We start from the raw sequence: 23,572 nt of genomic DNA on the forward strand, positions 1-23,572 counted from the left end.
TCAGGGGCCGAAGTGCACGTGGCCGCCCCAGGCGATCGGGCCGGCGTCCGCGTAGACGTCCCGGGCGGCGTGGACGGCGCGGTGTACGGCCAGGGCCGGTGGGACCGGGGTGCCCGGCTGCTGCAGCGCGGTGTGGACCGCGAGGGTGACGTCCGCCGAGGTCTCGGCCAGTACCTGCCACAACGTGCCGATGACGTGCGGGAACCCGGCGAGCTGGAAGGCCGAGCAGAGGTGGATGGCCTCGTCCTCGGTCTCCTCGCCGGGCACCGCCGTCTCGCAGGCGGCCAGGAAGGCCAGCCAGGCCTTCGGCAGGTCCTGGCCGGCGATGTCGGCGAAGCGCAGCGGGCCGTCGTGGAGCCGGAGGAAACTGTCCGCCGGGGAGTCCGGGTCGGCCCGGCCGTGGCAGCTGAAGTGGACCACGGCGCAGTCCGGGAGGTGGTCCAGCACCGCGCGCCGGGTCGCCGCGGGGCCGGTCAGCCGGATCGCGTCGGCCAAAGGCGCGGGGATTCCCCGCCCCGGGGCCACCACCAGGGCGGGACCGGAGCCCCTGGCCGGTGTGCGGCCCAGATCGCGGGCCAGCGCCCGCAGGGTGGCCGAGTAGGAGGAGACCACCCGGTCCAGTACGGTCCTCGGCCGGCCCTGCTCGCGGTGGTGGCCTGCGGCGTGCAGCGGCAGCAGGCTGAGCGCGCCGGTCGGGATCCACCACACCCGGCCCTCCGCGCCGCCGGCGCCGCGGTGGCCCAGACGCTCCAGCACCGGGCCGGCGAGCACGTCCCAGAGCCACTCGGTCATCTCGTGCGCGTCGTCCACGGCCGTGGCGGTGGGGTTCTCGACGGCTTCCAGGAAGCGGCGGGCCCGACCGAGGGCGTCGTCGTGGGTCAGCTCGGGCAGGCGCAGCGACTGCACGCCCTGCGCGGTGAGGATGAGCGCGTCGCAGCGGCTGTCGTCCAGATTGATGCTGACGGCCGCGCCGTCGCCGAGCAGGGGGCGCAGTCGGTCCAGGTCGGTGGGCGGGTACAGCGTGCGCACCGCGGGATCGGTCAGCAGTTCCCGGTTGGCCCGGGCGCGCCGCCGCCGCGCCGCGCCGTCCTCCGTCGCCTCCGCCGAACCGGGCGGTGGGGCGGCAGTGAACGAGGCGTCAGTCGCCCGTCCGTCCTCGAAGGAGGCGCGAATCAGCGCGTGGTAGCGCTCGGCCTGCTCCACGGGCAGCCGCTCGGCCTCCGAACGCATCCCCCAGGCCGGGGCGAGCAGGATGCCCCGGCCCCGGTCCAGCGCGGCCAGGGCGAGATCGGGCCGGTCCCGTTCCAGTTGGACGGCGCAGGCCGCGGCGGCCAGCCCGGAGAACTTCTTGATCTGCAGCTCCCGGCTCTCCCAGCCCAGCAGTGTCGGCTCGGTCAGCGGCCCCAGCAGGTCCAGCGCCAGGTCCAGGCATTCGGCGGCGTCGTCCCAGAGCCGGCGTTCCGCTGCCAGCACACCGCCGTCGGCCGCCGCCAGGGCCCGCACCAGGATCGGGGCCCCGGTGGTCCTGGCGGCGTCGCGGTAGGCGGACACCGCGCGGGACAGCGCGGCGGGGTCCGCCTCGTAGCGGTGGTGGGCCTCGGCGACCATGCCCAGGACCAGCAGGGCGCGGGCGCGCACCGCGTCGTGTCCGGGCTGTTCTGGGACGGCCGCCTCCGCCGCGCGGTACGCCGCGTCACGCGCGTCGGCGGAGTCGGGGATCGGTAGCGCCCAGGGGTTGTGGTTGTGCTCGTAGACCAGGTGCCGGACGTTGGCGAGGTTCAGCCGGGCCCCGGTCAGGTGGGCGCGGTCGGGGTCGAGGGCGACCGCCCGTTCGGCGGCCGCCAGGGCCTGGGCGAGGTCGTCGGTGCGGTCGTGGTCGGTCAGGTAGCGCAGCCGCAGCACGTAGGCGAGATTGCTGAGCAGGGCGTCGAGGTCGGGGGAGCCTTCGGCCGTGAGATCCACCGCCCGCCGCACCGCGTCGACGGCGCGGTCCAGCAGGTCCGGTTCCTCGGTGCGCTGGTTCAGTTGGACCAGCAGGTTGGCCTGGGCGGTGAGGTAGGACGGCATCCGGGGATGGGCTGCGGGTGTCCTGGACACCGCCGCGGTCACGGCCCGCACGGCCTCGTCCAGGTCCGCCAACTCCCCGTGCAGCAGGTACCGCTGGGCGAGGGCGTTGGCCAGGTGCAGTTCCGGCGCCCCCTGGCTGCCGATGACCACGGCGGACGCCTCGACGGACGCCCGGGCGGCTTCGACAGCGTCGTCCTGGCCGCTGTCGTCCCGGCCGCCGCCCCGCAGCGACCGGATGCGCAGCGCCTCGGCCAGCAGTGAGCGGGCATGCGCCGCCCGGACGCCTTCGGGCGGCAGGAGTGCCAGAGCGGCGTTCAGCGTGGCGACGCCCCGGTCCAGGTCGTCCTCGGAACCGGTCCGCTCGCCGCGGGTGGCCAGCAGCACGCCGAGGTTCACCAGGTAGACCGGTGCCTGCGGGTCATCGTCGGCCACCGTCCCGGCGACCTGGTCCATCAGCTCGACCGCCCGGTCCAGGCTCTCGATGTCCCCGGTGGTCCCGAACCACAGGTGCAGCGCCCCGGCCAGGTCGTTGGCGATGCCGAGCTGCGCCGAGGGGTCCCTGCTCCCGGACAGGGCGGCCACCAGCAGCCCCAGCGCCCGTTCGAGGTCCGGCCGCCCGCGGCCGGCCCGGTAGCCGGCGGTCAGGATGACGCCGAGGGACGCCTGCGCGTCCGCCCTCGCGGACACCGGGCCCTGGGCGATCACCTGCTCGGCGAGGTCCGCCGCGCGATCGAGGTCTCCCGTCCCGTCCCCGTCCCCGTCTCCAGCGCCGGGCTGTGCCGGGACCTGGGCCCGGAGCCGGTAGCCATGGGCCAGCGCCAGCAGCAAGGCGCTGTCCGCATCCTCCCCCGTCTGCGGTGAACCGCCGCGCAGTTCCTCGCCGATGGCGATGGCCGCGGCCAGGTCGGACAGGTCGGTGCCCAGGCTCTCGAATCGGTCGACGAGCGCGGTCATCAGGTCGAGGGCCAGCGACCGGGTCGCTGCGGACCGGCTCGGGCACCGGGACTGGGCGGTCTGATAGGCCGTCAGCACCACATCCAGATCCCGGGGTTCGGCACTCCGCTCAAAGGCGTCGAAGAAGTGACGCACCATTCCCCAGACGATGTCGTACAGGGCCGATTCCTGGTCCACTGGCGCCTCCCCCGATCCGGACGCCTCGCGCCGAGGTCGCTGATGTTCCATCATGTACCTCTGACAGCTGATCAGTCGGCGGAGCAGAGGGCTGCGAGTGGCGATCCGGGAAGACAGACTACGGGCGGCGGCACGGCGGTTGGAGCTGATCCGCACGGACTGGTCGATGCCGCTGCCGCGCTGGACGGCGCTGCCCGAGCCGTTGTCCGCGCTGGACTCGGCGCTCGCGGCGGACGATCCGGCGGCCTTCGACCGGGCGCTGGGATGGCTGACCAATCGCGGCCCGGTGCTGCTGGAGGGCGACCTGCCCGCCGCTGCCGCCGAGGCGGGGGCGACGGAGGAGGTCCTGGCGGTCCTGGTCCCGTTGCTGGACCGGCTGACCGAGCGGATCCCCGGACCGCCGCCGGGTCCGGCTCCGGCGCCGGCCCGGTGACGGCCGCCGGGGTCCACCGGCCCGCGCTGGTGGCGCACCTGTTCCTGCGGACCGACCGGGTGGCCGAACCGGGTTCCGAGGCCCGTGCCCTGCTGGAGCGGTGGTGGTCGGCCGGCGACCGGCTGGGCATGGACGACGCGCTGCCGCCGTGGCCGGACCGGCTGCCTGCGACGGCCGCGGGTGACCGGCCGGACCAGCCCCGGATCGTGGCCGCACGTCAGCAGCGGGTCCCCGGTGCGCACCGGATCATGCTGGTGATCGCCTACTACGACGTGACGGCGGTGTCCGTGCTGCTCGCGCCCAACGACGACGCGGTCGGCTGGCGGGACCTGACCGAATCCTGGCAGCGGCTGGGCCCGGGCACCGTGCCGACCGGGACCGCGGGGCTGCTCGGGGCCGCAGAGCTGCTGCTGGGCACGGTGTCCGACGCCATCGCCGCCGCACCGCTCACCGCAGCGACCGCCCGGAGCCTGGGCGCGCGCCTGCCCGTGGACCTGGCACCGTCGGCCCCGGGGATCGCGGCCGACGCGTTCCGGGCCGGACCCGGTGGCCGGTTCCCGCTCTGGGAGCTGACACCCCCCTCGGCGCATCCGGAGCGGCGGCGGCTGCTGGTCCTGGCGGGCACCGCCGACGAGCCGGCGCTGAGCCGCTGGGCCTGGCAGGGGAACGCCGCCGGGGCGGCGCCCGCAACGCTGATCCTGCTGCACAGCGCCCGGCTGCGGGACCAGTGCGCCCTGCTGCGGCAGGAGCTGCCGGACCTGGACGGTCTGACCCGCCGCGTGGAGGGCGCCTGCGACGCCTCGACCGACCTGCTGAGCTCCGCCCCGCCCGGACCGGTGCCGGTGGCCCGGCTGGCTGCCGCCGAGGCCGCGCTCAGCGAACTGCGGACCGGGCGCAGCGGCATCATCCGCTCCCTGGCGCTGATGGCGAGCCTGGACGCCACGCTCGCGGCCTGCGAGCAGAACGTGACGGCCGTCGGGGCCTCGGCCGGCGCCCTGCTCGACGGTGACCTGCGGTTGGCGCGCTGGGCGCGGGAGCAACTGGCGGCGACCCGGGCCGGCCTCACCGCCGCCGCCGAGCGGGCCGCCGAGTGCGCCGAGCGCCTGTCCACCGCGGTCGAGCGCGCCGACCGCACCCGCCGCGACCAGCTCTCGCTGTTGCAGACCTCGATCGTCGGGGCGCTGCTGATGGCGCTGACGGCCGCTCAGGCGCTGCAGTACACACTGCAGTTGCCCCGACCGGTCCGACCTGCCCTGATCGCGTTCCTGACGCTGGCCGCGCTGGTCCTGCCGATGCTCATCCTGCCCCGGCGCACCGCGATCGGCCTGCGGGCGCAGAGCCGGGTCACCGACACCGCCCTGTTCACCGCGGCGGGTGCGGCCACGGCGTGGCTGCTGTCCGCCGTGCTCTGGTCCGCCCTGCACGGAACACCGACGCCGGTGCAGACCCTGGCGGCCGTCGGCCTGGGCGCGGCCCTCGGCGGCGGACTGCGCTGGCGGCTGCTGCGGCCCTGACTGCACAACGCCCCGTCGTACCAGACACATTCAGGACATCAAGCGGACCAAAACAGACCTGATCACAGCCTGACATAGCTACCATACGGAGCGTATCGGCAGGTGGCAGGCACCGGTCGAACCGTCCTGGGGGGGTCGTGCACCATGGTTCTGCGCGAAGACAGTTACGAGGAGCAGCGGGGAAGAGACGTCGTCGACCTGATCGGACAGGTCCTGCAGAACTTCTCCCAGGCCAAGCAGATGGAACTGGCGTGGAGCCGGAACCTCAACGGGCACGAGGGATCCGTGCAGGCCATGGAGCACCAGCTGGAGGCCGTGCGCGAGGGGGAGCTGCGGATGGCCGTGGTCGCCCCGATGAAGGCCGGCAAGTCGACGCTGGTGAACTCCATCGTGGGCTACGAGTTCCTGCCCGCCCGGGCGGCCGCCATGACCACCCTGCCCACCCGGATCGTGCTGGAACGGCAGGCCACCGACACCGAGTTGTCCAATCGCGAGCCGTTCTCCCCGCGACTGACGATCACTCCGGCCGACGAGGCGCAGTTCCGCAAGCTGATCTCCTCGCTGCGCAAGGAGCTGCGGGAGCGCGGGCCCGAGATCATCGAGAAGCGCCCCTACCTCGCCGACCTGGTGCAGCGGATCACCTCGGGCCAGGACGTCGGCCTCAAGCGGACCTGCACCGGGCGCGAGGCGGTCCAGATCACCCTGCTGCTGTTGAACGACCTGGTCCGGCTCGCCGCTCTGGTCTTCGGGAACAGCGGCACCTTCCAGCTCTCCGACGTCCCGGTGATCCGCACCTCGTACTGGTCCCCGGACCTCGAAGCGAGCGAGGGCCCGGGGCGGCTGGTGGTGATCGACACTCCCGGACCGGACGAGGAGGACCTGTCCGCGATGCTCGGCGCGGTGGTCCGCACCCAGCTGACCGAGAGTCACATCGTCCTGGTCGTACTGGACTACACCAAGATGGGCGGCCACTCCGACGCCCAGATCCGCACCCTGATGCAGCCGACCCTGGACATCATCGGGACGGAGAAGCTCTACGCCGTGGTCAACAAGATCGACCAGCGCAAGCACGACACCGACCTCGACCCGGACGGCATCCGCAGCTCGGCGGCCGCCAATCTCGGTCTGACGGACCAGGCGGCGCACGAACGGGTGTTCACCGCGTCCGCCGAGTGGGCGCTGCGCGCGGTGCGGGTGCTGGCCGACCTGCGCGGCGGCCAGGTGCCGGCGCCGGCCGAGAGCGACAACGCGGTCCAACTCCTCAAGGTGGCGTCGCCGTTGTACTGGCAGGACGAGCTCGAGGACCTGGACCTGCACCGGCTGGAGAAGATGGCCCGGCGCGCCTGGAAACTCAGCGAGATGAACACGCTGCTCGGTTCGGCCATCGCCGGGCTGCGGGCCCGGGCGCTGCCGCTGGCGCTGGAGGCGGCGCTGCTCAAGGCGGCCGGGGAAGTCGCCGACCTGCTGGCAGCGATCGCCGCCCGGCGGGATCTGATCGGCCGCAAGTCGGACACGCTCACCCAGGCCGCGGCACAGATCGCGGACGAGATGACGGTGATCGGCACCTTCCGCGACAGCGTGGCTCCCCCCGACGCGATCGTGAAGCGCCTGCGGGCGCAAGTGGACAGCCTCCTGGACACGGCCACGGATTCCGGACGCACCATCACCCAGCGGCTGCGGGACGGGATCAGGCGTGAGGCGGCCAGCGACGGCGGCCTCACCGGAATGGTGCGGAAGATCTTCCGGGTTCGCGGCGACGACACCCTGGAGTTCGACTCGGAGGACGCGGCCAACTACTTCATCCACGCCCACACCGTGCAACCGCGCCGGGAGTTGGAGGACGCCCTGGCCACCGCGCGGAGCAGGATCGAGTCGACCCTGCGCGACTCCACGCTCCAGTACGTCAAGGCCGAGCGGGCGAAGGTCCAGCCCATCGTGCAGCGAGCCGCGGACCGGCTCAAGGCAGAGTTCGACATCGACTTCGCGGTTCCCGACCTGAGCCTGCCCACCGGTTCTGTCTCGGCGACGACCGCCCTCGAGAGCGAGACCCGCACCACCCAGCGCCAGGAGGAACGCGAGGTCCACCGGCGCTCGTACCGCACCATGTGGCTCTGGAAGACCACCTTCACCGAGACGGTCAGCGTGGACGTCACCGACACCACCTACCTGGTGCGGGCCGACGCCCTGGCGAAGGCCCTGCGGGACTCCTACACCGCGCAGGTGAACGGCATCCGGACCAGCCTGGGCAGCCATGTGTCCCAGGTCCTGGTGGACCAGATCAACGAGTACTACGACAACGTGGAGGCGTTCCTGCAGCGCTACCGGGACATCCTGGACCAGTCCTCCCAGGACAACGCCCTCCAGGAGCAGGAGCAGTCGGACCTGCGCCGGGAGCTGGAGGTGTTCCACGCCGCCGTCGACGGCCTGCGCCGCGACATCGAGAGCCAGCTCCGTGCGGCGTGAACCGTCGGGGCTGACCGCCAGGCCGCTGCCCCCGTCGATGCCCGCGCGCTGGGTGTACGCCCTCAGCGCCCTGCACACCGCGGCCCGGGACGCGCTCGGGCTGCCCTTCGGCGGGGCGCCTCCGCTGCCACCGGACACCGCCGCGCAGCTGCGGGCGCTGCTGCCGTCACTGCGCGAGGCGCCGGCCGGACGGCTGGAGTACCGCGTGCCGTTGATCGCCCCGATGAAGGCGGGGAAGTCGACGCTGATCAACGCGCTGCTGTGCCAGGACCTGCTGCCTGCCCGCGGCCCGGCCATGACCATCCTGCCGACGCAGGTGGTGCCGGTGACCCGGCAGGGCACCCCGGAGCCCGTGCTGACCTTCACGGACGCCACCGTCGCCGTCCTGGCCGACATCGCCGGACGGCTGGCCGCCCCGGACCGGCGGTCCGCACTGGCCGCCGCGGTGAAACGGTCCCCGCAGCTCGCGCAGGTCGCCACGGCGATCGGCGGCGGGCCGCGGCCGGCCCCCGAAGCGCACCGGTCGGGAACCCGCGCCGTGCGCCGGGGACTGGCCGAGACCAACGACCTGCTCCGGCTGGCGCTGTCGGTGCTCCAGGACTCGGCGCTGCCCCTGATCCAGCTGCTGCGCGCACCCGAGGTGGTGGTCCCGGTGCCCTGGCTGGAGCGGGAACCGGTCGGCGGCTGGCTGGTCCTGGTGGACACGCCGGGACCGGACGAGAACCTGCTGCCCGGTGTGCTGAACGGATTCGTGGCCGCCGAGGTGGTCAGGGCCCACGAACTGCTGCTGGTGGCGGACGCCACCCGGATGGAGGCGAGCGCCGAGGCCTCGGTGGCGCGTCTGGTCGACGAGGCGCTGGTGTGGCCGGGCCGCACCGGGGTGCGGGTGGTGGTCAACCGGGTCGACATGGTGCCGCACCTGGAGTCCACCCCGGCCGGCCGGATCGCCCAGCCCCCCTCCGCGGAACTGCGCTCGGTGCTGCGCAGGCTCACCCCGGCCAGGTCGACGGCCGAGCGGACCGCGGACCCGGCCGACCACGCGGTGTGCACCGCGGCCCGGCAGGCGCTGGAGGCGGCCACCGTGCTCTGGCCGGACCCGAACCCCGACCCGGACGCGGCGGATCCGTCCGGATCGGCCCGGTCCGCGTTCCTGCGCACCCTGTTCCCCCTGGACGCCGACGGCGAGCAGCCGCCGGCCCGGGACCCCGGCTGGGTCAGGGACCGCGCCTCGGACGCCTGGCGCCGCTCGGGCGTGCCGTATCTGCTGGACTCGTTCCTCGGCGCCTGCGCGGAGGAGCCGGGACGGATGGCCGTGCGCGTCCTGCTCGACCGGCTCACCCAGGCCGTCGGAACACCCGACCCGGCCGTCGCGGTCACCCTGCCGCGGAAACCCCTGGACGTACTGGCCCTGCGCAAGGAATCCGTGCGGGCGCTGGTCCAGGGCCCGGACAGCACACCCGGTACAGACTGGAGCGCGACAGGATGACCACGACCACCGATGTGTCGAGAATCGCGCAGGAACTGCCGCCGATCGCCGACCGGGCGCTACTGGAGCTCGCCAACTCCCTGGTGGTGGCCGACGACCTCAACGCGTTCCGCCGCGAGCAGTCGGCGATCGGCGGCATCGTCGCCCGGATCACCGGAAGCGACCGCAAGCGGGCGCTGCTGACCGAGCGGGCCCTCACCGACGGCCAGCGGGCCCTGGTCAGCTGGCTCACCGAGGTCTCCGGCCACGTCACGGTGACGGACCTGGCCGTCGCCGAGGTCGCCAGGCACGTCCAGGAGACCCGACGCCGCATCGACCGCACCGCCGACCGGGCCGCGGCCCAACTCGGCGAGCTCGCCGAAGTGGTGGCCATGATCGCCGAAGCCTGCGAGGAACGGATCGGCTCCCTGGACGCCCGGGTCTCCGCGCTGGAGGAGGCGCAGCTGATGCTGCACCTGCGCCTGGACGCCGACTCGGCGTTCGAACTCGCGCTGGAGCGCTGGTCGGCCGGACGGACCTACCCGGGTCTGCCCTGGATCCTGCAGATCGTGCTGCTGGCCGGAGAGATCGCCCAGGGACCTGCCGGGCGCTACGCCCGGCTCAACGGCACCGACACCGTCAGCGACCGGCTGGTGCACCGGATCCTGGCCTCGCCGCGGTCCGCAGCGGTACTGGAGCGCCCGGGGATCGTCATCACCCGCATGATCGACGACGACTGCCGGGACGCGCCGGACGCCGGGCGGCTGCGACTCGTCGCGGAGATCCTGGGCGCCGGGCTGCAACCCGGGCTCGCCCCGGAACTGGGCCCGCTGGTCTCCATGGTGGCGAACGCCACCGAGCTGTGGACACGTCCCGACTCCGAGCGTCCGCCCGAACCGGCCGCAGCGGCACGCGAGTTGGCCATTCGGCGGCCCGGCTGGGTGCCGCGCACCAGCGACCCCTACTCGCTGGTGGAGCGCGTCGTCCGCGAGCAGGCCGAGGCGGCGCGGAAGCGTCGCGACGCACTGGCAGCGGAGCAGCAGTCATGAGCGAGATCGGCGATCTCGGCGAACTCGCCCGCCGGGCTCGGCAGCTGGCGCCCGGAAGCGGCACAGGGACCGGGTCGGAACTGGAACGCATCGGGACTGCCGGGACTCAGGGCGGAGTGGAACCCAGTGCGCCCACCGGGCCGGACCGCGGGCCGGTTCCGCGCATCGGTCTGGTGCTGTCCGGGGGCGGCGCCAAGGGCGCCTACCACGTCGGCGTGCTGGAGTACCTGGCCTCCGTCGGCACCCGGCTGCACGCCATCGCCGGGGCCAGCATCGGGGCGCTGAACGGCGCGGTCATCGCCGGATCGGACTCGCTGGACGCGGCGGCGGCCCACCTGGCCGAGGTCTGGGACGAGGTCGGCAGGCTCGGCCCTGCGGGCTCGCTCAGCCGGGAGGACCGCGACGAGAACACCCTCGAACAGCTCGCCCGGCTGCCCTCGCGCCTGACCCACCCCGCCGTCAGCCCCCAGCACCTGGAGCGGCTGGTCGCCGAGCACGTCGATCCCGGCCGGCTGCGCACCGGGACGCCCATCTGGGTCTCCGCGTTCCCCGCCATGGAGGGGGTCGACCCGCTCAACCGCTGGGGCTGGGCGGTGGACGTGGTCAGGTCCCGCCTGGGCGCGTCGGTCGAATGGCTGCACCTCAACGGGCTGTCGGACCATGACTGCCGCCAGGCCGTCCTGGCCAGCGCGGCGCTGCCGCTGATCCTGCCGCCCCGGCGACTGAACGGTCGGCTCTACCGGGACGGCGGTCTCGCCGACAACACCCCGGCCGGCGCGCTGGTGCGGCACGCCGGCTGCGACATCGTCATCGTGGTCCACCTCTCCCGGGGCTCGACCTGGGACGCCCACGACTTCCCCGGAACCAGCATGATCGAGATCCGGCCCCGCAGACCGCTGGCACCGGCGGGGCCCGGCGGCGACATGACCGGAATGCTGGACTTCTCGCCGCACCGGCTGCGAAGACTGCGCGCGCAGGGCCGCGCCGACACCGCGGCCATCCTCGACCCGCTCGCCGAGACGCTGCACAGCGTCACGGCCCTGCGCTCGGCCGAGGCCGCGATGCTGGCAGCCCTCGCCGGCCTCGACGGCCTCGACGGCCTCGACGAGTGAGGCCATCTCACGTCCCTGGCCTGCTCATTGATGAGCTGTCAACTTGCACTGTTCACTATCCGCTGCACCCGCCACTGCGGCACCATGGAAACAGACAATGGCTGGTAGCACCTGTGCCGGCTTCTCTGGGGGGAGACACACATTGCCGACCAACAACGAGCGCATAGCAGCCGTTCTGGAAGCCCGGATGCGCCAGATCCCGATGGTGGAGCGGGAGACCGCCTACTGGACCACCGTCAGGGGAATGATCGCCGATCTCGGGGCCGCCCTCGACGACCTGCGCGAGGGGGACGAGGTCACCGCGATCGCGGCGACCGCCGACCTGGACGTCGCGGCGATGGACGCCATCGCCGTGGCCGCCCTGGGAGCACTGGCGGGCGTACGGTCCCGGGTCAGCCGCAGGACGATCAACATCGGCGTCAGCGGCCGGGCCAGGAACGGGAAGAGCACCCTGCTGCAGTCACTCTCCGGCCTGACGGACGATCAGATCCCGGCAGGCCGCGGCCAGCCGGTCACGGCCGTGCGCAGCAGCATCTACCACTCGACGGTACGCACCGGGGCCGTGCTGACGCTGCACAGTGAGGCGTCCTTCTGCGCCGAGGTCCTCGCCCCCTACCACCGGGCGTTGAACCTCATGCCGACGCCGAGGACCCTGGAGGAGTTCAGCACCTTCCGCTATCCGCTCACGGCCGACGAACTCACCGGTGACGTCGGCCCCCATCCGAAATCCGGTCCCATGCTGGTCCGGCTGCGCGACGAAATGCAGCGGGCTCTGCCTTCGTTCCGCCGCTACCTGACCGGGCATCAGCGTGAGATCACCCTGTCCGAGTCCGAACTGGGCTCGCTCAGGCAGTGGGTGGCCTACCCCCCGGCGACCGACGTGGGCATGCCCGACCGCCGACATTTCGCGGTCCGGGATGCAACCGTGACCTGCAGGTTCCCCATCGACGACGTGGCCGACCTCGCCCTGGTGGACCTGCCGGGGCTGGGCGAACTGGTCCCCGACGCCGACCGGCACCACCTCGACGGCCTCAAGGACGACGTCGACTTCGTGATCGTCGTCAAACGCCCCACCGACACCAACGCCCTGTGGTCGGTCGAGGACGGCGACGCCCTGCAGCTCATCATCGACGCCAGCGGCGCGGCAGCCGTGCGCGACTTCGTCACCATCCTGGTCAACTCCGGTGGCTGCGCCGCCGAGAACATCGACGCCCTCAAGCGGGACATCCGCGACCGGCTCAACGAGGGCCTGGACGACCGCTCCTACAACGTGATCACGGCGGACTCCGCCGACCGGCAGCAGGTGAAGGAGAAGGTGCTCCAGGTCGTCCTGGAACACCTCGCCACTGCCCTGCCCCGGATGGACGCCGACGTCTTCGCCTTCGCCCAGGCCGCCTGCGAGACCGGCCGCGAGCAGCTCCGCGGTCTGATCGGACGCCACCTCGCCGCGCTGCGATCGATCCACACCCCCAGCGAGCTGCTGCGCCTGGACCACAAGCGGACCGAACTGCTGGACGAGGTGACCACCCATCTGCACGCCTGGATCGAGGAACTCCAGGCCCGGACCGGCGCCGAGTACGCGGATCAGGAGTTCCTCGACGAGGTGACCAAGGTCCAGGACCGGGCCAGGAGTTGGGTCATCGACGGCTTTGGCGTCGAAGGCGGGCAAGCAGCCTGGGTCGAGCAGGTCCTGCCGAAGATGCTGCGGGCCGCAGGCCCCGCCACGGTGATGCAGAACACGCTCAACGGAATCCGGACCGAGATCGCCATCCGGTTCAACGACATCGACTCCATGCTGGACAAGCGCCGGAACGAGTTCTGGAAGGGGCTGGCCGGAGGGCTCGGGCCCCGGTTCGCAAACCTCCTGCAAGGCGACAGCCCGGAGGAGGTACTGCGGAACCTGCGCGACACCCTGGACAGCGCCGACCACGACAGTCCCTCCCTGGTGAAGGCCCTCGACCAGGCCCTGGACGTACGGCTGGACTACCGCACCAGGCTGCTGCCCGAGGTGTGGCGCAAGCTGGAGGCGCTGATGCCGTACCACCGCAAGGAGACCGAGGAGCAGTTCTTCTCCATGCTCACGCTTGCCGCGACCGCGGAAGGCGGACACCAGCTCTTCAATCAGATCTCAGGACTGGCCAGGTCGGTCATCACCGACATCGGCGGCATGCTGTCGGGCGAACCGTCGGCGAACGCGCTCATCCTGCTCGCCTACGGGCAGTACTTCGAGGACGCCTTCATCCGGTCGGCCGGGACTCCGGACGACTTCCTCAATGTCACCACCGGCTTCCAGGACCAGCTCTGGCCCGAGGAGGTCTCCGGACCGGCCACGTCCACGGTCCGGATCCAGCGGGCCAAGGACGCGTTGAACCACCTCAACCAGGCGCTGACAGGCAGCAAGAGGAGCAACGGATGAGTGAGCTCGTCGACGTCGAGCAGGAGCCCTTCAGGGTCGCGGTCGTCGGCCCGTCCCGGGTCGGCAAGACCACGCTGCTGACCGCTATCCTCTCCGAGACGGAGCGGCAACTCGCCGGAACGGGCGTCCGCATCCTCGCCGGAGAGACCACCGAGGAGCGCATCCACCAGCAGCGGCGCGCGCTGCGCCGGGCGATCGCGGCCGAGGAGTTCGACGCCGCCGCGCTCAGCGGCAACCAGACGACGTCCTTGTACGAGGTGGTCCTGCGCGCCGACAGCGAGCCGGGCGTGGCTCCGCAGGACCGGATCGATATCGAGATCCCCTTCAGCATCCTCGACTACCCCGGCGGGTGGTTGAACCCGGTCACCCGCAACCGGTCCGCCGAGGCCCAGCAGCAGTGGCCGGCCTGTGAGGACCACATCCAGCGGAGCGTCATGCTGCTGGTGCCCATCGACGCGGCGGTACTGATGGAGGCGCGCAAGCCGGCCGAGCGCGGATCGGTGGTCGACCTCCTCGGCATCGAGGAGGTCACCGCCATGACCCGGCTCTGGGCCCGCTCCCGCAAGGACAGCGGGAGCGAACCCGCGGTCCTGGTACTGGCCCCGCTCAAGTGCGAGAAGTACTTCGACGACAACGGCGGCGGCGGCAAGGAGGCACCCCGACTCAGGCAGCTCGTCCAGGACACCTACCGTGACGCCGTGGAGGCGGCCGAGGCAGAGGCGCCCGGCCGGGTGAAGGTGGTCTACGCCCCCATCGACACCTACGGCTGCGTCGAACTCATGGAGCCGATCTGGCACGACGTCGGCGGGGAGTATCTGGAGTTCACTGGACACTACCGGTTCCGCGGGCGGCCCCCGCGCATCCAGGAGAAGGCCGCCGCCACGGTGATGCGGGAGCTGTGCCGGTCCGTCATCTCCGCGCAGGCGGCCCGGAACACGGAACTTGCGAGGGCGGCCACCGAGGAACAGCGGAGGATCTTCGAACGGCGCTACCTGCGCAAGGGCTTCTTCGGCGCGCTCACCTTCTATCTGAGCGGCGAGGCTTGGTGGGCCCGGCGCGATGGAATACTGACCGCCAAACAGCTGATCGCGGCCAAGCAGAGCGAACGGAAGCTCAACAGCGCACTCCGCTCCCTGTCCACGGAAGCCGACGACCCCCGGGTGGAGGTGTGGCAGCTGCGGTGAAGCCCTATCTGATGACCCGGGGGTGGGCACAGCAACTCGACTACGACTTCCTCGGCGAGTCGCCCCCCGTTTTCTGGTGGCATCCGCTGGCGCACCGCGGGCGAGTCGTCCTGGAGCAACCGGAGATCGTGGTGCGCGGCGGGGCTTCACCCGCCGTGCTGGTCAGCGGAGTGCCGTCGATCCGACGGGACGTGCGCAGCACGAGGATCCGCTACACGCTGGTCGTGGAGGAGCTGACGGACCAACCCGGGCTGGTCAGGTCACTCGTCGCCATGGGACTCGATCCCGAGCAGCGCGAACGGTTCGGGGCACGCCTCGACGCCGTCTTCGACGCCGACACCGTGGACGGGATGCTGTCCGGCACCGTCCCCTGCGAGCCGGTAGTGGGGCACCTCGCCGAGCTGCTCGGCGCAGCCTATGCCACGCACCCGGAGCCCAGCGCCGAGGCGGAGATCGACGGGTCGTGGGCGGGACCCGTCGGCGGCGAGCGGGCGCGCGGGGCGTTCCTGGCGCGGATCGAGCGCCTGGCGGCCGGGGAGCCGGGCCTGGCCTTCTCCAGTCATGCACTCACCACCGTGGCCGGAGCCGCGCAGGCAGCCGCCGAACAGCCGGATCCGTGCGCGATCCTGCTGGTCAACGGCGTCCTCACCGAGGTCGAACCGCTCCGCGCGGCACCGGTCGAGCCGTCGTCCGAGTCGCCGGTCGACCGCACGCAGAACCTCGTGGGCCGCCTTGCCGAGGAGGCCGTGCGGTTGTTCAGGTGCCGCCGGCCGCAGTGATGCCGACGGTCACGGAGACTGCGTGCAGCTTCGCCGAGTTCTGCACCCCGGTGACGGTGGCGACCATCACGACGGAGGAACCCTTCGTACCTGTGCAGACCGTCAGCCCGGCCCAGGGCCTGACAGCCGGCAGTCGGGCGGACCGGGAGGCCAGCGCCTTCCGACAGTTCTCCGCGGTGACCTCCTGACCGTGCGGGAGCTGGACACCTGTCGTACCGTCAGCTGACGTCAAGGCTCCGGCAGAGGTGAGCTGCAGGCCGTCCAAGCTGCTCCCGCCCTGCAGGGTCGCGTGCACCACGATCGGGGACGGGGACGGGCTGGGGGTCGGCGTTGGCGTCGGCGTTGGATCGGGCGTCGGCGTCGGGGACTGCGTGGTGACGGCAGGGGGCTGCGCAGTGCCGACGGTCTGGGAACTGTTCCGGCCCCAGACCAGGTATCCGACCAGCAGCCCGAGCAGCAGGCAGATCACCGACACGGCGGCGGCCGCCCGGAGCCCGCCCCTCGCACCGACCGCGCCGCCGGTTCCGGCCGGGCCTGTGTCCCGGTCCGGGTCAGCGGCTACGTCTTCCGTCGCCGACTGGGGCAGTGGTACCGCCGAGGTCGTGGGCGGCGACGGCAGTTGCACGGGTACTGGTACCGGTACGGCCGGCGGTGCGGCCGGCGTCGCGCGGATGGCACCGATGCCGATGCAGTCAGCGCCGTTCCCGGTACCGGCGGCCTGCCGGGAGGCCCAGCCGAGCACGACCGTCAGCGGCTTCCCGGTGGCGAGCGCACCGTTCCAGACCTCGGCCCAGCCGCCAGGCTCGACATATCCCCGCCTGGGCAGGCCGGGCGGCCGTCCGACTTCCTCGGCGGAGGCCGGCCACGGAGCAGGAACGGCGGTGCCGGGATCGGGCTCGCCGAGCGCCCAGTACGCCTTGTCCCAGACCCGGCTCATATGGCGTTCGTAGACCTCCGCGGCGCTCTGCTGGTACGCGCCGAGGAAGGTCTCCCAGTCCGGTCCCGCGGACAGGTCCGTGGTCAGCCAGCCGACGAAGCAGTGCAGGTCGCGGCTGCCGTCGGAGTACATCGTGCCGCTCAGCAACCGGGCGCTGCAGGCCACCCCGACCAGGCGCAGTCCGGACCGCTGGGCCAGCAGCAGTCGGGGGCCCTCCCGCAGGTCCTTGCCGTGCGCGACGGCGCACCCCACCACCGTCTCGTGCAGCCAGGCGGGATCGGCGGCGGGCGGGCGGACCTGCCACCAGACGTCCGCGCGGGAGTTGCGACCGTAGACGACCGGCGTCCAGACGCCCTCGTGGTCAGACATTCCCGGACATCCACGGAGCCGGGATGACGCCGTCGGGCGACTGCTGCTGATGCAGGATCTCGGAGCGAATCTTGGTGATCTCGTCCGCGTACAGGATCTGCCGCTGCTCCAGTCCCTCCCGCTGCTCCGCGATCTCGTCGAGCTCGGTCCGCAGCTTGGCCTGGGCCCGGTTGTGCACCCAGAGCGGTCGCTGGACGACAGGATTGAGCAACTGCCGCTGGATGTCCGCTTCACGCCGGCCCAGCTGCTGGGCCGCCTGGTTGCACTCCGCCAGCCTGGTCTCGTAGTAGAAGACGAGGGCGATCAGCAGCGGAGCGCCGACCCGCTTCGGCTCGACCTTGCCGGTCAGGTGATCGCCGTTAAGACCGAGCGAGCCGATGCTCACCGGACAGATCGCCGAACTGATCTCCGGCAGGAAAGCGTAGGGAAGCAGCCGCTTCGAGACGTCCTCGACGACGTCCTGCATCGAACGGACATTCCCGTTGGCGGCGTCGCCGCTCTGCCAGGAAATCGTGTCGGCCTTGGTGACCAGAACGATGACGGAAGGCTGCGACATGCCGTGGCGCTTCCGCTCCTGGAAGACGTCCGTGAGGATCTTCGTCATCCGCGGTATCTGCATCTCGCTTTTGACCCGGGCGAGATCCGCGGGCGCAATCGGGCGGCGCAGCTTCTCACCGTCCAGGACCACGAAAATCGTGTGGGCCCGATTCACCTGCTCGACCAGCTCGACGCCGTAGCCCTCAGGGGACAGGTCCATGAGCGCATGCGCCCGGAAGTCGGTCCACTTTATGTCGACCTTCCGTTCCAGGCCGCGGCCGAAGACCAGCGTGTATTCGACGGGTTCGCCGTCGGTGGGCGGTACCTGAAGGGTCTCGACGAAGGCGTCCCACGCCGACGCGAAAGCGATGTCCTGTTGGTCGTCACCCCCACTGTTCAGATTGAATCCGCCGTCAATGCCGTCCATCGTGGAGTACAACGCCATGAGATAGCTGGATTTGCCCGACTTACTGGCCCCCAGCACCGAGAAAATGGCTTGGTCGAATTGCTGCACATCCGCCCCCCAGCACGATCTGCATGTCACCCCGCTCTCGATATCCTAAGGCAGCGGCTCGACCCCCACCACAGCCTTCCTGCAATCAACAGGCTTGCCACCAGGCGGAGATGAGCCCGTCACCCTCGAGCGGCGCCCCGGCGACAGGAACGCGTAAAGATCATCGGGCAGCGCGTCAGGGCGGCGTCAGGACCGCGCACGGCCGGGCGAAGCCTCGGCAGAGTATCTGCCGGGGGTCGTTGAGGCCCCCTGGGAGGCGCGGTGGGGGGTCGGCGGGGTTGCCGCCCGACCTCACACAGTCGCACACCCGTCGGCATGGCACTGCTCCGTTCGCGCCGTCGGCTCGTGGGGGGCCGGGCGTGCTTTACCAGGGGGCGGTGCAACAGAGATGGCGACGGTCAGCGAACGCGATCCCGAGGTGGAAACAGAGCGTCCGACTCCGGGTGGGGGTTCGGACGCACTGCGCCCACGCAGTGGGCGGTGGCGTGGGGCACCCGGACAAGGGCAGGGTGCCCCACGGCCGCCACGCCTGCGGGCACGGCTGCCCCGGGCCGCCAACGTGCCCTCGCGGCTGCGCTGGTTCACCGCCGGCTGCCTGCTGCTGACGGTGGTGCTGGCAGCCGTGGTGCTCACCGCGGCCACCGGCGCGAAGAGCACCTGGTCCGCGGTGACCGGTCAACAGGCGCCGCAGGTACTGGACGCCACCGGGCTGTACCAGTCGCTGACCGACCTGGACGGGCAGACCGCCAACATCATGGTCTTCGGCGCCGACCCGAAACTGGTGGGTCAGCGCGCCACCGCACTCACCCAGTACTCCCAGGACCGCACCACCGCCGACCACGACCTGCAGCAGGCCACCGTCAGCGCCGCCGGCGACGCCCGGGTGCAGTCGGCGCTGGCCGGGGTGCTGGACGGCATGGGCCGCTACCAGGACCTGGCCGGCCGGGCCATGGAGCTGAACGACCAGGCCAAGGCCGCCGCCAGCCACCCGGATCCGACCGCGCTGGCCGAGTATCGCCAGGCCACCGACCTGATGCGGACCACCCTGCTGCCGGCCGCCGACCGGCTGGTGCAGGCCAACAACGCCGCCTTCACCGCCAGTTACGACCAGCAGCGGTCCGCGCTGTCCAGCGCCGAGGGCTGGACCCTGGGGCTGGGCGCGGCGCTGCTGGCCGGACTGCTGGCGCTCCAGGTCTGGCTGACCCGGACCTTCCGACGCATCGTCAACCCCGCGCTGGCCGCGGCGACCGTGCTGGTGGTGGCCTTCCTGGCGCTGGCCGGCACGCTGCTGCCGGACCAGCGCGAGAGCCTGCGGGTCGCCCGCCACGACGCCTTCGACTCCGTGGTCGCGCTGAGCCGGGCCCGGGCGGTGGTCTCCGACGCCAACGCCGACGAGAGCCGCTACCTGCTGGACCGCGAGCGGGCCCCGCAGTACCAGGACGCCTTCGAGGCCGCCTCGCAGCAGATCGCCGCGCTCCCCGGCGCCTCCATCACCGGCTACGACACAGCTCTGGCCGCGGCCGTCACCGCGTACCGGGCCGACCACACCGACGTCGGCTTCGGCGGCTTCTACGGCACCGAGTTCCGCAACATCACCTTCACCGGGGAACGGGCCGCCGCGGAACAGGCACTGACGACCTACCAGGCCTACGAGCTGGACGACCGCAAGATCCGCGCCCTGGTCGCCGAGGGCAGGCTGGACGACGCCATCGCCTACGGCACCAGCCTGTCCCCTGGCGGCTCCAACGCCGCCTTCGAGGCCCAGGACGCCGCCCTGCAGCAGGTCATCGCCGTCAACGCCGACGCCTTCGGCGCCGCCGCGCACGGCGGCCACGGCCAGCTGTCCTTCCGGATCCCGCTGCTCGGCGGTGCGGCGGTGCTGGTGCTACTGCTCTGCCTGGTCGGCGTGCGCCCCCGGCTGGCCGAATTCCGGGCCTGAGCAGGGCCTGGGTCCGGCCCTTGATCAAGGGACCGTCAAGGAGGGCTCAGCAGGCGTAGATCCTGCGTCAAGGCAGGACTGGCACCGGCCGAACCGGGGATCTCATGGAGGCACAGCATTCAGTGGTTCGGAAGGAAACGGATTGCCATGGTCACCATGAATCAGGGCGCGCGGGTCATCGTCGGGGTCGACGGTTCGCTGAGCAGCCTCGCGGCGCTGCAGCGCGGTCTGGCGGAGGCGCGCAGTCGGGACGCGCTGCTGGTGCCGGTGACCGCCTGGATGGCCTGCGACGGCGACAGCCTGCGCCCGCTGTCGGAGTTGGAGTACGCGGCCCGGCTGCGGCTGGACAGCATCGTGGAGCTGGCCCTGGACGGAGCCGCGCAGGGGGTCCGGGTGCAGCCGCGCACGGTGCGCTCCGAGGCCGGACGGGCCCTTGTGGCACTGGCCACCGGACCGCAGGACCTGCTGGTGGTCGGCGGCGGCCGGCACAGCGGCACCCGCAGCGGCGGGGTGCTGCACGGCCCGGTGGCCCGCTACTGCTGGGCCCGCGCCGAGTGCGAGGTCGTCATCGTCCCGGCCAACCACGCCCTGGAGGCCACAGCCACGCTCGCGCCGCAGACCACGCCTGACGGCTCGATGCACTGCCACGCCGGTGTCGGCTACCTCAACTGAATCCGGACCGGGGGAAGCAATGGACACGTCGGCGCTCGTGGTCAGTGCGGTGCTGCTGGGTTTCGGCGGACTGGTCGCCTACCTCGTCGGCGTCGGTTCGCTGGCGGAGACCCGGCGACTGCTCCGGGAGGGCGTGCCGACGGAGGCACTGGTCAAGCAGCGGCCCGGCAGTGACTCCGCCCCGCTGCTGCAGTTCGACACGGACGAGGAGGGACCGGTGATGGAAGTCTTCTCGCCGGTCCCTTCGGCACGCTCGCTGCCGCTGGTGGACGGCCGTACGGTGCGGATCGTCTACGACCGCGCCGACCCACGCAAGCTCCTGGTGCTCGGCCGCGAGCGCCGCGCAGTGGACTACACCTTCGCCGCAGCGGGCGTGGCGCTGTTCCTCACCGCGGTGGTCCTGGTCGTCAGCGCGGCCTGATCACGCAAAAGGGCCCGCGACCTCGGCAAGCGGGGTTGCGGACCCTTGCGCAGTTCGTCCGCCAGCGGGCCCGGTCGTCAGGCGGCGTGAGCCGCGTCGGTCCAGCGGCTGGGGAGCGTCATCGGCTCGCCGTCACACGCGGCCGCCTCCAGGGCGTCCAGCAGTTCCGACGGCGGGACGGCCGTCACCGCGCAGCGCGCGTGGGCCAGGCAGTAGCGGCTGACCGAGCCGTGGAACAGCCGCGCCAGCCGGCCCTGCCGTCCGGTGCTGACCACCAGTACGTCGTCGGGACGGTCCGCGACCTGCACCAGAGCGTGTCCGGGCTTCTCGTCGCGCACCAGGACCGGCTGGATCCGCAGGCCGGCCGGATAGCCCCCGAAGCACTGCTCGAACGCCGTGTGCAGGCGCTTGCGCGCCGCCTGCTCCCACACGGTCAGCAGCGGCGGGCAGGGGTGCGAGCGGTAGGCGAGCTCCCCGCCCACCGGGTGCCAGGCCAGGACCGGAACCAGCACCGCGTCCAGCCTGCGGGCCTCCGCCACGGCGCGGTGCAGCGCCGCCAGGCTGCTCAGCGATCCGCTGACGCCGACGACGACCCGAACGTTCTCAGCCATGGTGCTTCGCTTCCCTCGGTCCGGCCTGCTGCGACCGTTGCTCTTTGCTTCCCAGGGAGATCCGGTTGAATCCCTCGCAATTCATGCAACATCGCCGGACCCGACCTTGCAAAGCTCCTTAATGGTTCCCATATACGTATGAACGCTGCCTTGATGCCGACCTGGCATCGCTCTGCGGAACTTCCGCCGCCCTCGTCAAAGCCGTGTCAGGAACTCCGTGCACGGCTTGCCCCGCGGCTCCGGCAGCCGCTTGGATCGTGCCCCATGGGCCCTCGCATCCACCGCACCGGCAGCGCCGTCACGGCGCCGTGCGGTCCTGCCCGGCCCCAGCACGCCGCCGCAGCCGCGCATCCGGGTCGTCTGCACGACGACCGACCGCCGCATACCGCTCGCGCTGACCGGTATCGCTGAACGGCATTCCCGGCTCCGGCCGCAGGCGCCCCCGTGCGTCCCTGCCCGCTCCCCCGCACACATGTCGCCGGGAGCGGTGACCTTCGACATCCCATCCCCCTGGACCGACCCCGCCCGAAAGCGGTGCGGTCCCCCCATGAACGGATCACTGTGTCTTCTGCCCCCTCCCACGGCCTCGCCTTCACCGACCGCACCGTCCTGGTCACCGGCGCCACAGCGGGCATCGGTCTGGAGACCGCCCTGCTGCTGGCCGTCGGCGGCGCCCGGGTGATCCTGCATGGACCGACCGCCGAGAGCACCGCCCTGGCCGCCGCGCAGCTCACCGCCGCCGGCATCCCCGAGGAACTGCTCGAACAGGCCGTCGCCGACTTCGCCCAGCTCGACCAGGTCGCCCACCTCGGCTCCGAACTGGCGGAGCGTCACGAGCGGCTGGACCTGCTGGTGAACAACGCCGGGATGATGGCCCCCGAGCGGCGCACCCTCACCGAGCAGGGCAACGAGGTCACCTTCCAGGTCAACTACCTGGCGCCCTATCTGCTGACCCGGCTGCTGGAGCGGCCGCTGGCCCGCAGTGCCGACAGCCGCATCGTCGCCCTGGGCTCCAGCCTGCACCGCACCGCCAACATCGACTGGACCGACCTGACCCGCTCCAAGCGCTACTCCCGGGTCGTCGCCTACGGGCAGTCCAAGCTCGCGCTGACGACCTTCGTCAGCACCCTGGCGAAGTGGCTCCCGGCCGGGCACACCGCGATCACCCTGCACCCGGGCGTGGCCGAGACGCCGATCCGGCCGCTGTACGGCACGCTGGGTCGGCCCGCCAACGAGATCGCCGAAACCGTGGTCGAGCTGTGCCGCCCGGACACCGAGGTCGTCAACGGCGGCTATTACGACGGTCTGGCGCTCGGCGTTCCCGGCCCGCAGGTCAACGACAAGCGCTCGGTCGAGCGACTGCTCAAGCTCAGCGAACGGCTCACCGCGCCTGCCCCGCTGGCCGTCTGACGGCGGCCGATGCGCCACGCCCCCCAAGGTCCGTGGTCGCCGATCGCTGACATGCTCCACTACTCGGTGATACCGTGTACTGGTACTCGGTAGCACGTAGTACCGACAGAGCCGAGGAGGGCCGCAATGGATGACCTGACGGAGATGCTGAAGGGCACGCTCGAAGGGTGTGTGCTCGAGATCATCGGCAGTGAGGAAACCTACGGGTACGCCATCACCCGTCAGTTGAACGAGCTCGGCTTCGCCGATGTCGTCGAGGGGACGGTGTACACCATCCTGCTGCGACTGGAGCGGAACGGACTCGTCCAGGTGGCGAAACGACCATCCGGGGTCGGTCCGCCGCGCAAGTTCTACGCGCTCAACGACGCCGGACGCGAGGAACTCGCGAAGTTCTGGGCGAAATGGCAGTACCTCTCATCACGCATCAACAGGTTGAAGGAGGGCGGGAGATGGGTCACGTCTGCTGGCGTGGTGTATTGACGGCCAGTCGGTGATCTGGTTGTGAGGTTAGGCGGTGAGGGCGGTCGGGTCGGTGGTGTCGGTGGGTTG

18 protein-coding genes are annotated in these 23,572 nt (G+C 71.8%); 14 read left to right on the top strand and 4 right to left on the bottom strand.

Annotated features, from left to right (window positions below):
• Complete coding sequence (locus tag IF29_RS0124080; protein WP_030258626.1) at positions 1-3,198, bottom strand: CHAT domain-containing protein; 3,198 nt, start codon at positions 3,196-3,198, stop codon at positions 1-3.
• Positions 3,199-3,295: 97 nt separating this feature from the next.
• On the opposite strand from IF29_RS0124080, the gene IF29_RS46245 reads away from it, so the two are divergent.
• The 9 genes from IF29_RS46245 to IF29_RS0124125 all read left to right on the top strand — a co-directional run bounded on the left by IF29_RS46245 (position 3,296) and on the right by IF29_RS0124125 (position 15,613).
• On the top strand, positions 3,296-3,631 hold the full coding sequence (locus IF29_RS46245) for a hypothetical protein (protein WP_157623906.1): 336 nt from the start codon (positions 3,296-3,298) through the stop codon (positions 3,629-3,631).
• Entirely contained in the window at positions 3,628-5,145 is a 1,518-nt protein-coding gene (locus tag IF29_RS0124090) for a CATRA conflict system CASPASE/TPR repeat-associated protein (protein ID WP_030258633.1), read from the top strand. The genes IF29_RS46245 and IF29_RS0124090 overlap by 4 nt, the downstream gene beginning before the upstream one ends.
• A gap of 144 nt (positions 5,146-5,289) precedes the next feature.
• Positions 5,290-7,608 (top strand): dynamin family protein, encoded by a 2,319-nt coding sequence (locus IF29_RS0124095; RefSeq protein WP_157623907.1) that lies wholly within the window; start codon positions 5,290-5,292, stop codon positions 7,606-7,608.
• On the top strand, positions 7,598-9,094 hold the full coding sequence (locus tag IF29_RS0124100; RefSeq protein WP_030258639.1) for a P-loop NTPase family protein: 1,497 nt from the start codon (positions 7,598-7,600) through the stop codon (positions 9,092-9,094). The genes IF29_RS0124095 and IF29_RS0124100 overlap by 11 nt, the downstream gene beginning before the upstream one ends.
• Positions 9,091-10,122, top strand: a complete 1,032-nt coding sequence (locus tag IF29_RS0124105; protein ID WP_030258641.1) for a hypothetical protein — start codon at positions 9,091-9,093, stop codon at positions 10,120-10,122. Before IF29_RS0124100 ends, IF29_RS0124105 begins: the two co-directional genes overlap by 4 nt.
• Complete coding sequence (locus IF29_RS0124110; RefSeq protein ID WP_030258644.1) at positions 10,119-11,234, top strand: patatin-like phospholipase family protein; 1,116 nt, start codon at positions 10,119-10,121, stop codon at positions 11,232-11,234. Before IF29_RS0124105 ends, IF29_RS0124110 begins: the two co-directional genes overlap by 4 nt.
• A 187-nt stretch (positions 11,235-11,421) precedes the next feature.
• Complete coding sequence (locus tag IF29_RS0124115) at positions 11,422-13,650, top strand: hypothetical protein (RefSeq protein WP_030258647.1); 2,229 nt, start codon at positions 11,422-11,424, stop codon at positions 13,648-13,650.
• A complete protein-coding gene (locus IF29_RS0124120; RefSeq protein WP_030258650.1) occupies positions 13,647-14,834 on the top strand; it encodes an ATP-binding protein in 1,188 nt (395 codons plus the stop codon). The genes IF29_RS0124115 and IF29_RS0124120 overlap by 4 nt, the downstream gene beginning before the upstream one ends.
• On the top strand, positions 14,819-15,613 hold the full coding sequence (locus IF29_RS0124125; protein ID WP_157623908.1) for a hypothetical protein: 795 nt from the start codon (positions 14,819-14,821) through the stop codon (positions 15,611-15,613). The genes IF29_RS0124120 and IF29_RS0124125 overlap by 16 nt, the downstream gene beginning before the upstream one ends.
• Here IF29_RS0124125 and IF29_RS0124130 read toward each other — a convergent pair.
• Positions 15,591-16,919, bottom strand: coding sequence for a hypothetical protein (locus IF29_RS0124130; protein WP_030258655.1), 1,329 nt, complete (start codon positions 16,917-16,919; stop codon positions 15,591-15,593). The two genes, IF29_RS0124125 and IF29_RS0124130, sit on opposite strands and share 23 nt — an antisense overlap.
• Positions 16,912-17,970 carry a hypothetical protein gene (locus tag IF29_RS0124135; protein ID WP_030258658.1) on the bottom strand — a complete coding sequence of 353 codons (1,059 nt, stop codon included), beginning with the start codon at positions 17,968-17,970 and terminating at the stop codon, positions 16,912-16,914. The genes IF29_RS0124130 and IF29_RS0124135 overlap by 8 nt, the downstream gene beginning before the upstream one ends.
• Positions 17,971-18,529: 559 nt before the next feature.
• Here IF29_RS0124135 and IF29_RS0124140 point away from each other — a divergent pair.
• From IF29_RS0124140 to IF29_RS0124150, 3 genes are all read left to right on the top strand, one after another.
• Complete coding sequence (locus IF29_RS0124140) at positions 18,530-19,909, top strand: hypothetical protein (protein ID WP_030258660.1); 1,380 nt, start codon at positions 18,530-18,532, stop codon at positions 19,907-19,909.
• A 147-nt stretch (positions 19,910-20,056) separates the two neighbouring features.
• The gene (locus tag IF29_RS0124145) at positions 20,057-20,581 is read left to right on the top strand and encodes a universal stress protein (RefSeq protein ID WP_051725843.1); all 525 of its coding nucleotides are present in this window, start codon (positions 20,057-20,059) and stop codon (positions 20,579-20,581) included.
• A 19-nt stretch (positions 20,582-20,600) separates the two neighbouring features.
• Complete coding sequence (locus IF29_RS0124150) at positions 20,601-21,002, top strand: DUF3592 domain-containing protein (RefSeq protein ID WP_051725847.1); 402 nt, start codon at positions 20,601-20,603, stop codon at positions 21,000-21,002.
• A 77-nt stretch (positions 21,003-21,079) separates the two neighbouring features.
• On the opposite strand, the gene IF29_RS0124155 is transcribed toward IF29_RS0124150, so the two are convergent.
• The gene (locus tag IF29_RS0124155) at positions 21,080-21,613 is read right to left on the bottom strand and encodes a universal stress protein (protein WP_030258668.1); all 534 of its coding nucleotides are present in this window, start codon (positions 21,611-21,613) and stop codon (positions 21,080-21,082) included.
• A gap of 561 nt (positions 21,614-22,174) precedes the next feature.
• Here IF29_RS0124155 and IF29_RS0124160 point away from each other — a divergent pair.
• Together IF29_RS0124160 and IF29_RS0124165 are read left to right on the top strand one after the other, a co-directional pair.
• Positions 22,175-23,023 (top strand): SDR family NAD(P)-dependent oxidoreductase, encoded by an 849-nt coding sequence (locus IF29_RS0124160; protein WP_030258671.1) that lies wholly within the window; start codon positions 22,175-22,177, stop codon positions 23,021-23,023.
• Positions 23,024-23,149: 126 nt separating this feature from the next.
• Positions 23,150-23,503 (top strand): PadR family transcriptional regulator, encoded by a 354-nt coding sequence (locus tag IF29_RS0124165; RefSeq protein WP_030258673.1) that lies wholly within the window; start codon positions 23,150-23,152, stop codon positions 23,501-23,503.
• The last annotated feature ends 69 nt before the right edge of the window (positions 23,504-23,572 follow it).

This window comes from Streptacidiphilus jeojiense (genome assembly GCF_000719095.1).
Taxonomy (GTDB): Bacteria; Actinomycetota; Actinomycetes; order Streptomycetales; family Streptomycetaceae; genus Streptacidiphilus; species Streptacidiphilus jeojiensis.

What these genes read in the sequence shown, in the direction of transcription:
- IF29_RS0124095 (WP_157623907.1), top strand. Translation starts at nt 5,290, where the DNA reads ATGGTTCTGCGCGAAGACAGTTACGAGGAGCAGCGGGGAAGAGACGTC.
- IF29_RS0124105 (WP_030258641.1), top strand. Translation starts at nt 9,091, where the DNA reads ATGACCACGACCACCGATGTGTCGAGAATCGCGCAGGAACTGCCGCCG.
- IF29_RS0124110 (WP_030258644.1), top strand. Translation starts at nt 10,119, where the DNA reads ATGAGCGAGATCGGCGATCTCGGCGAACTCGCCCGCCGGGCTCGGCAG.
- IF29_RS0124115 (WP_030258647.1), top strand. Translation starts at nt 11,422, where the DNA reads ATGCGCCAGATCCCGATGGTGGAGCGGGAGACCGCCTACTGGACCACC.
- IF29_RS0124120 (WP_030258650.1), top strand. Translation starts at nt 13,647, where the DNA reads ATGAGTGAGCTCGTCGACGTCGAGCAGGAGCCCTTCAGGGTCGCGGTC.
- IF29_RS0124130 (WP_030258655.1), bottom strand. Translation starts at nt 16,919, where the DNA reads ATGTCTGACCACGAGGGCGTCTGGACGCCGGTCGTCTACGGTCGCAAC.
- IF29_RS0124145 (WP_051725843.1), top strand. Translation starts at nt 20,057, where the DNA reads ATGGTCACCATGAATCAGGGCGCGCGGGTCATCGTCGGGGTCGACGGT.
- IF29_RS0124150 (WP_051725847.1), top strand. Translation starts at nt 20,601, where the DNA reads ATGGACACGTCGGCGCTCGTGGTCAGTGCGGTGCTGCTGGGTTTCGGC.
- IF29_RS0124155 (WP_030258668.1), bottom strand. Translation starts at nt 21,613, where the DNA reads ATGGCTGAGAACGTTCGGGTCGTCGTCGGCGTCAGCGGATCGCTGAGC.
- IF29_RS0124165 (WP_030258673.1), top strand. Translation starts at nt 23,150, where the DNA reads ATGGATGACCTGACGGAGATGCTGAAGGGCACGCTCGAAGGGTGTGTG.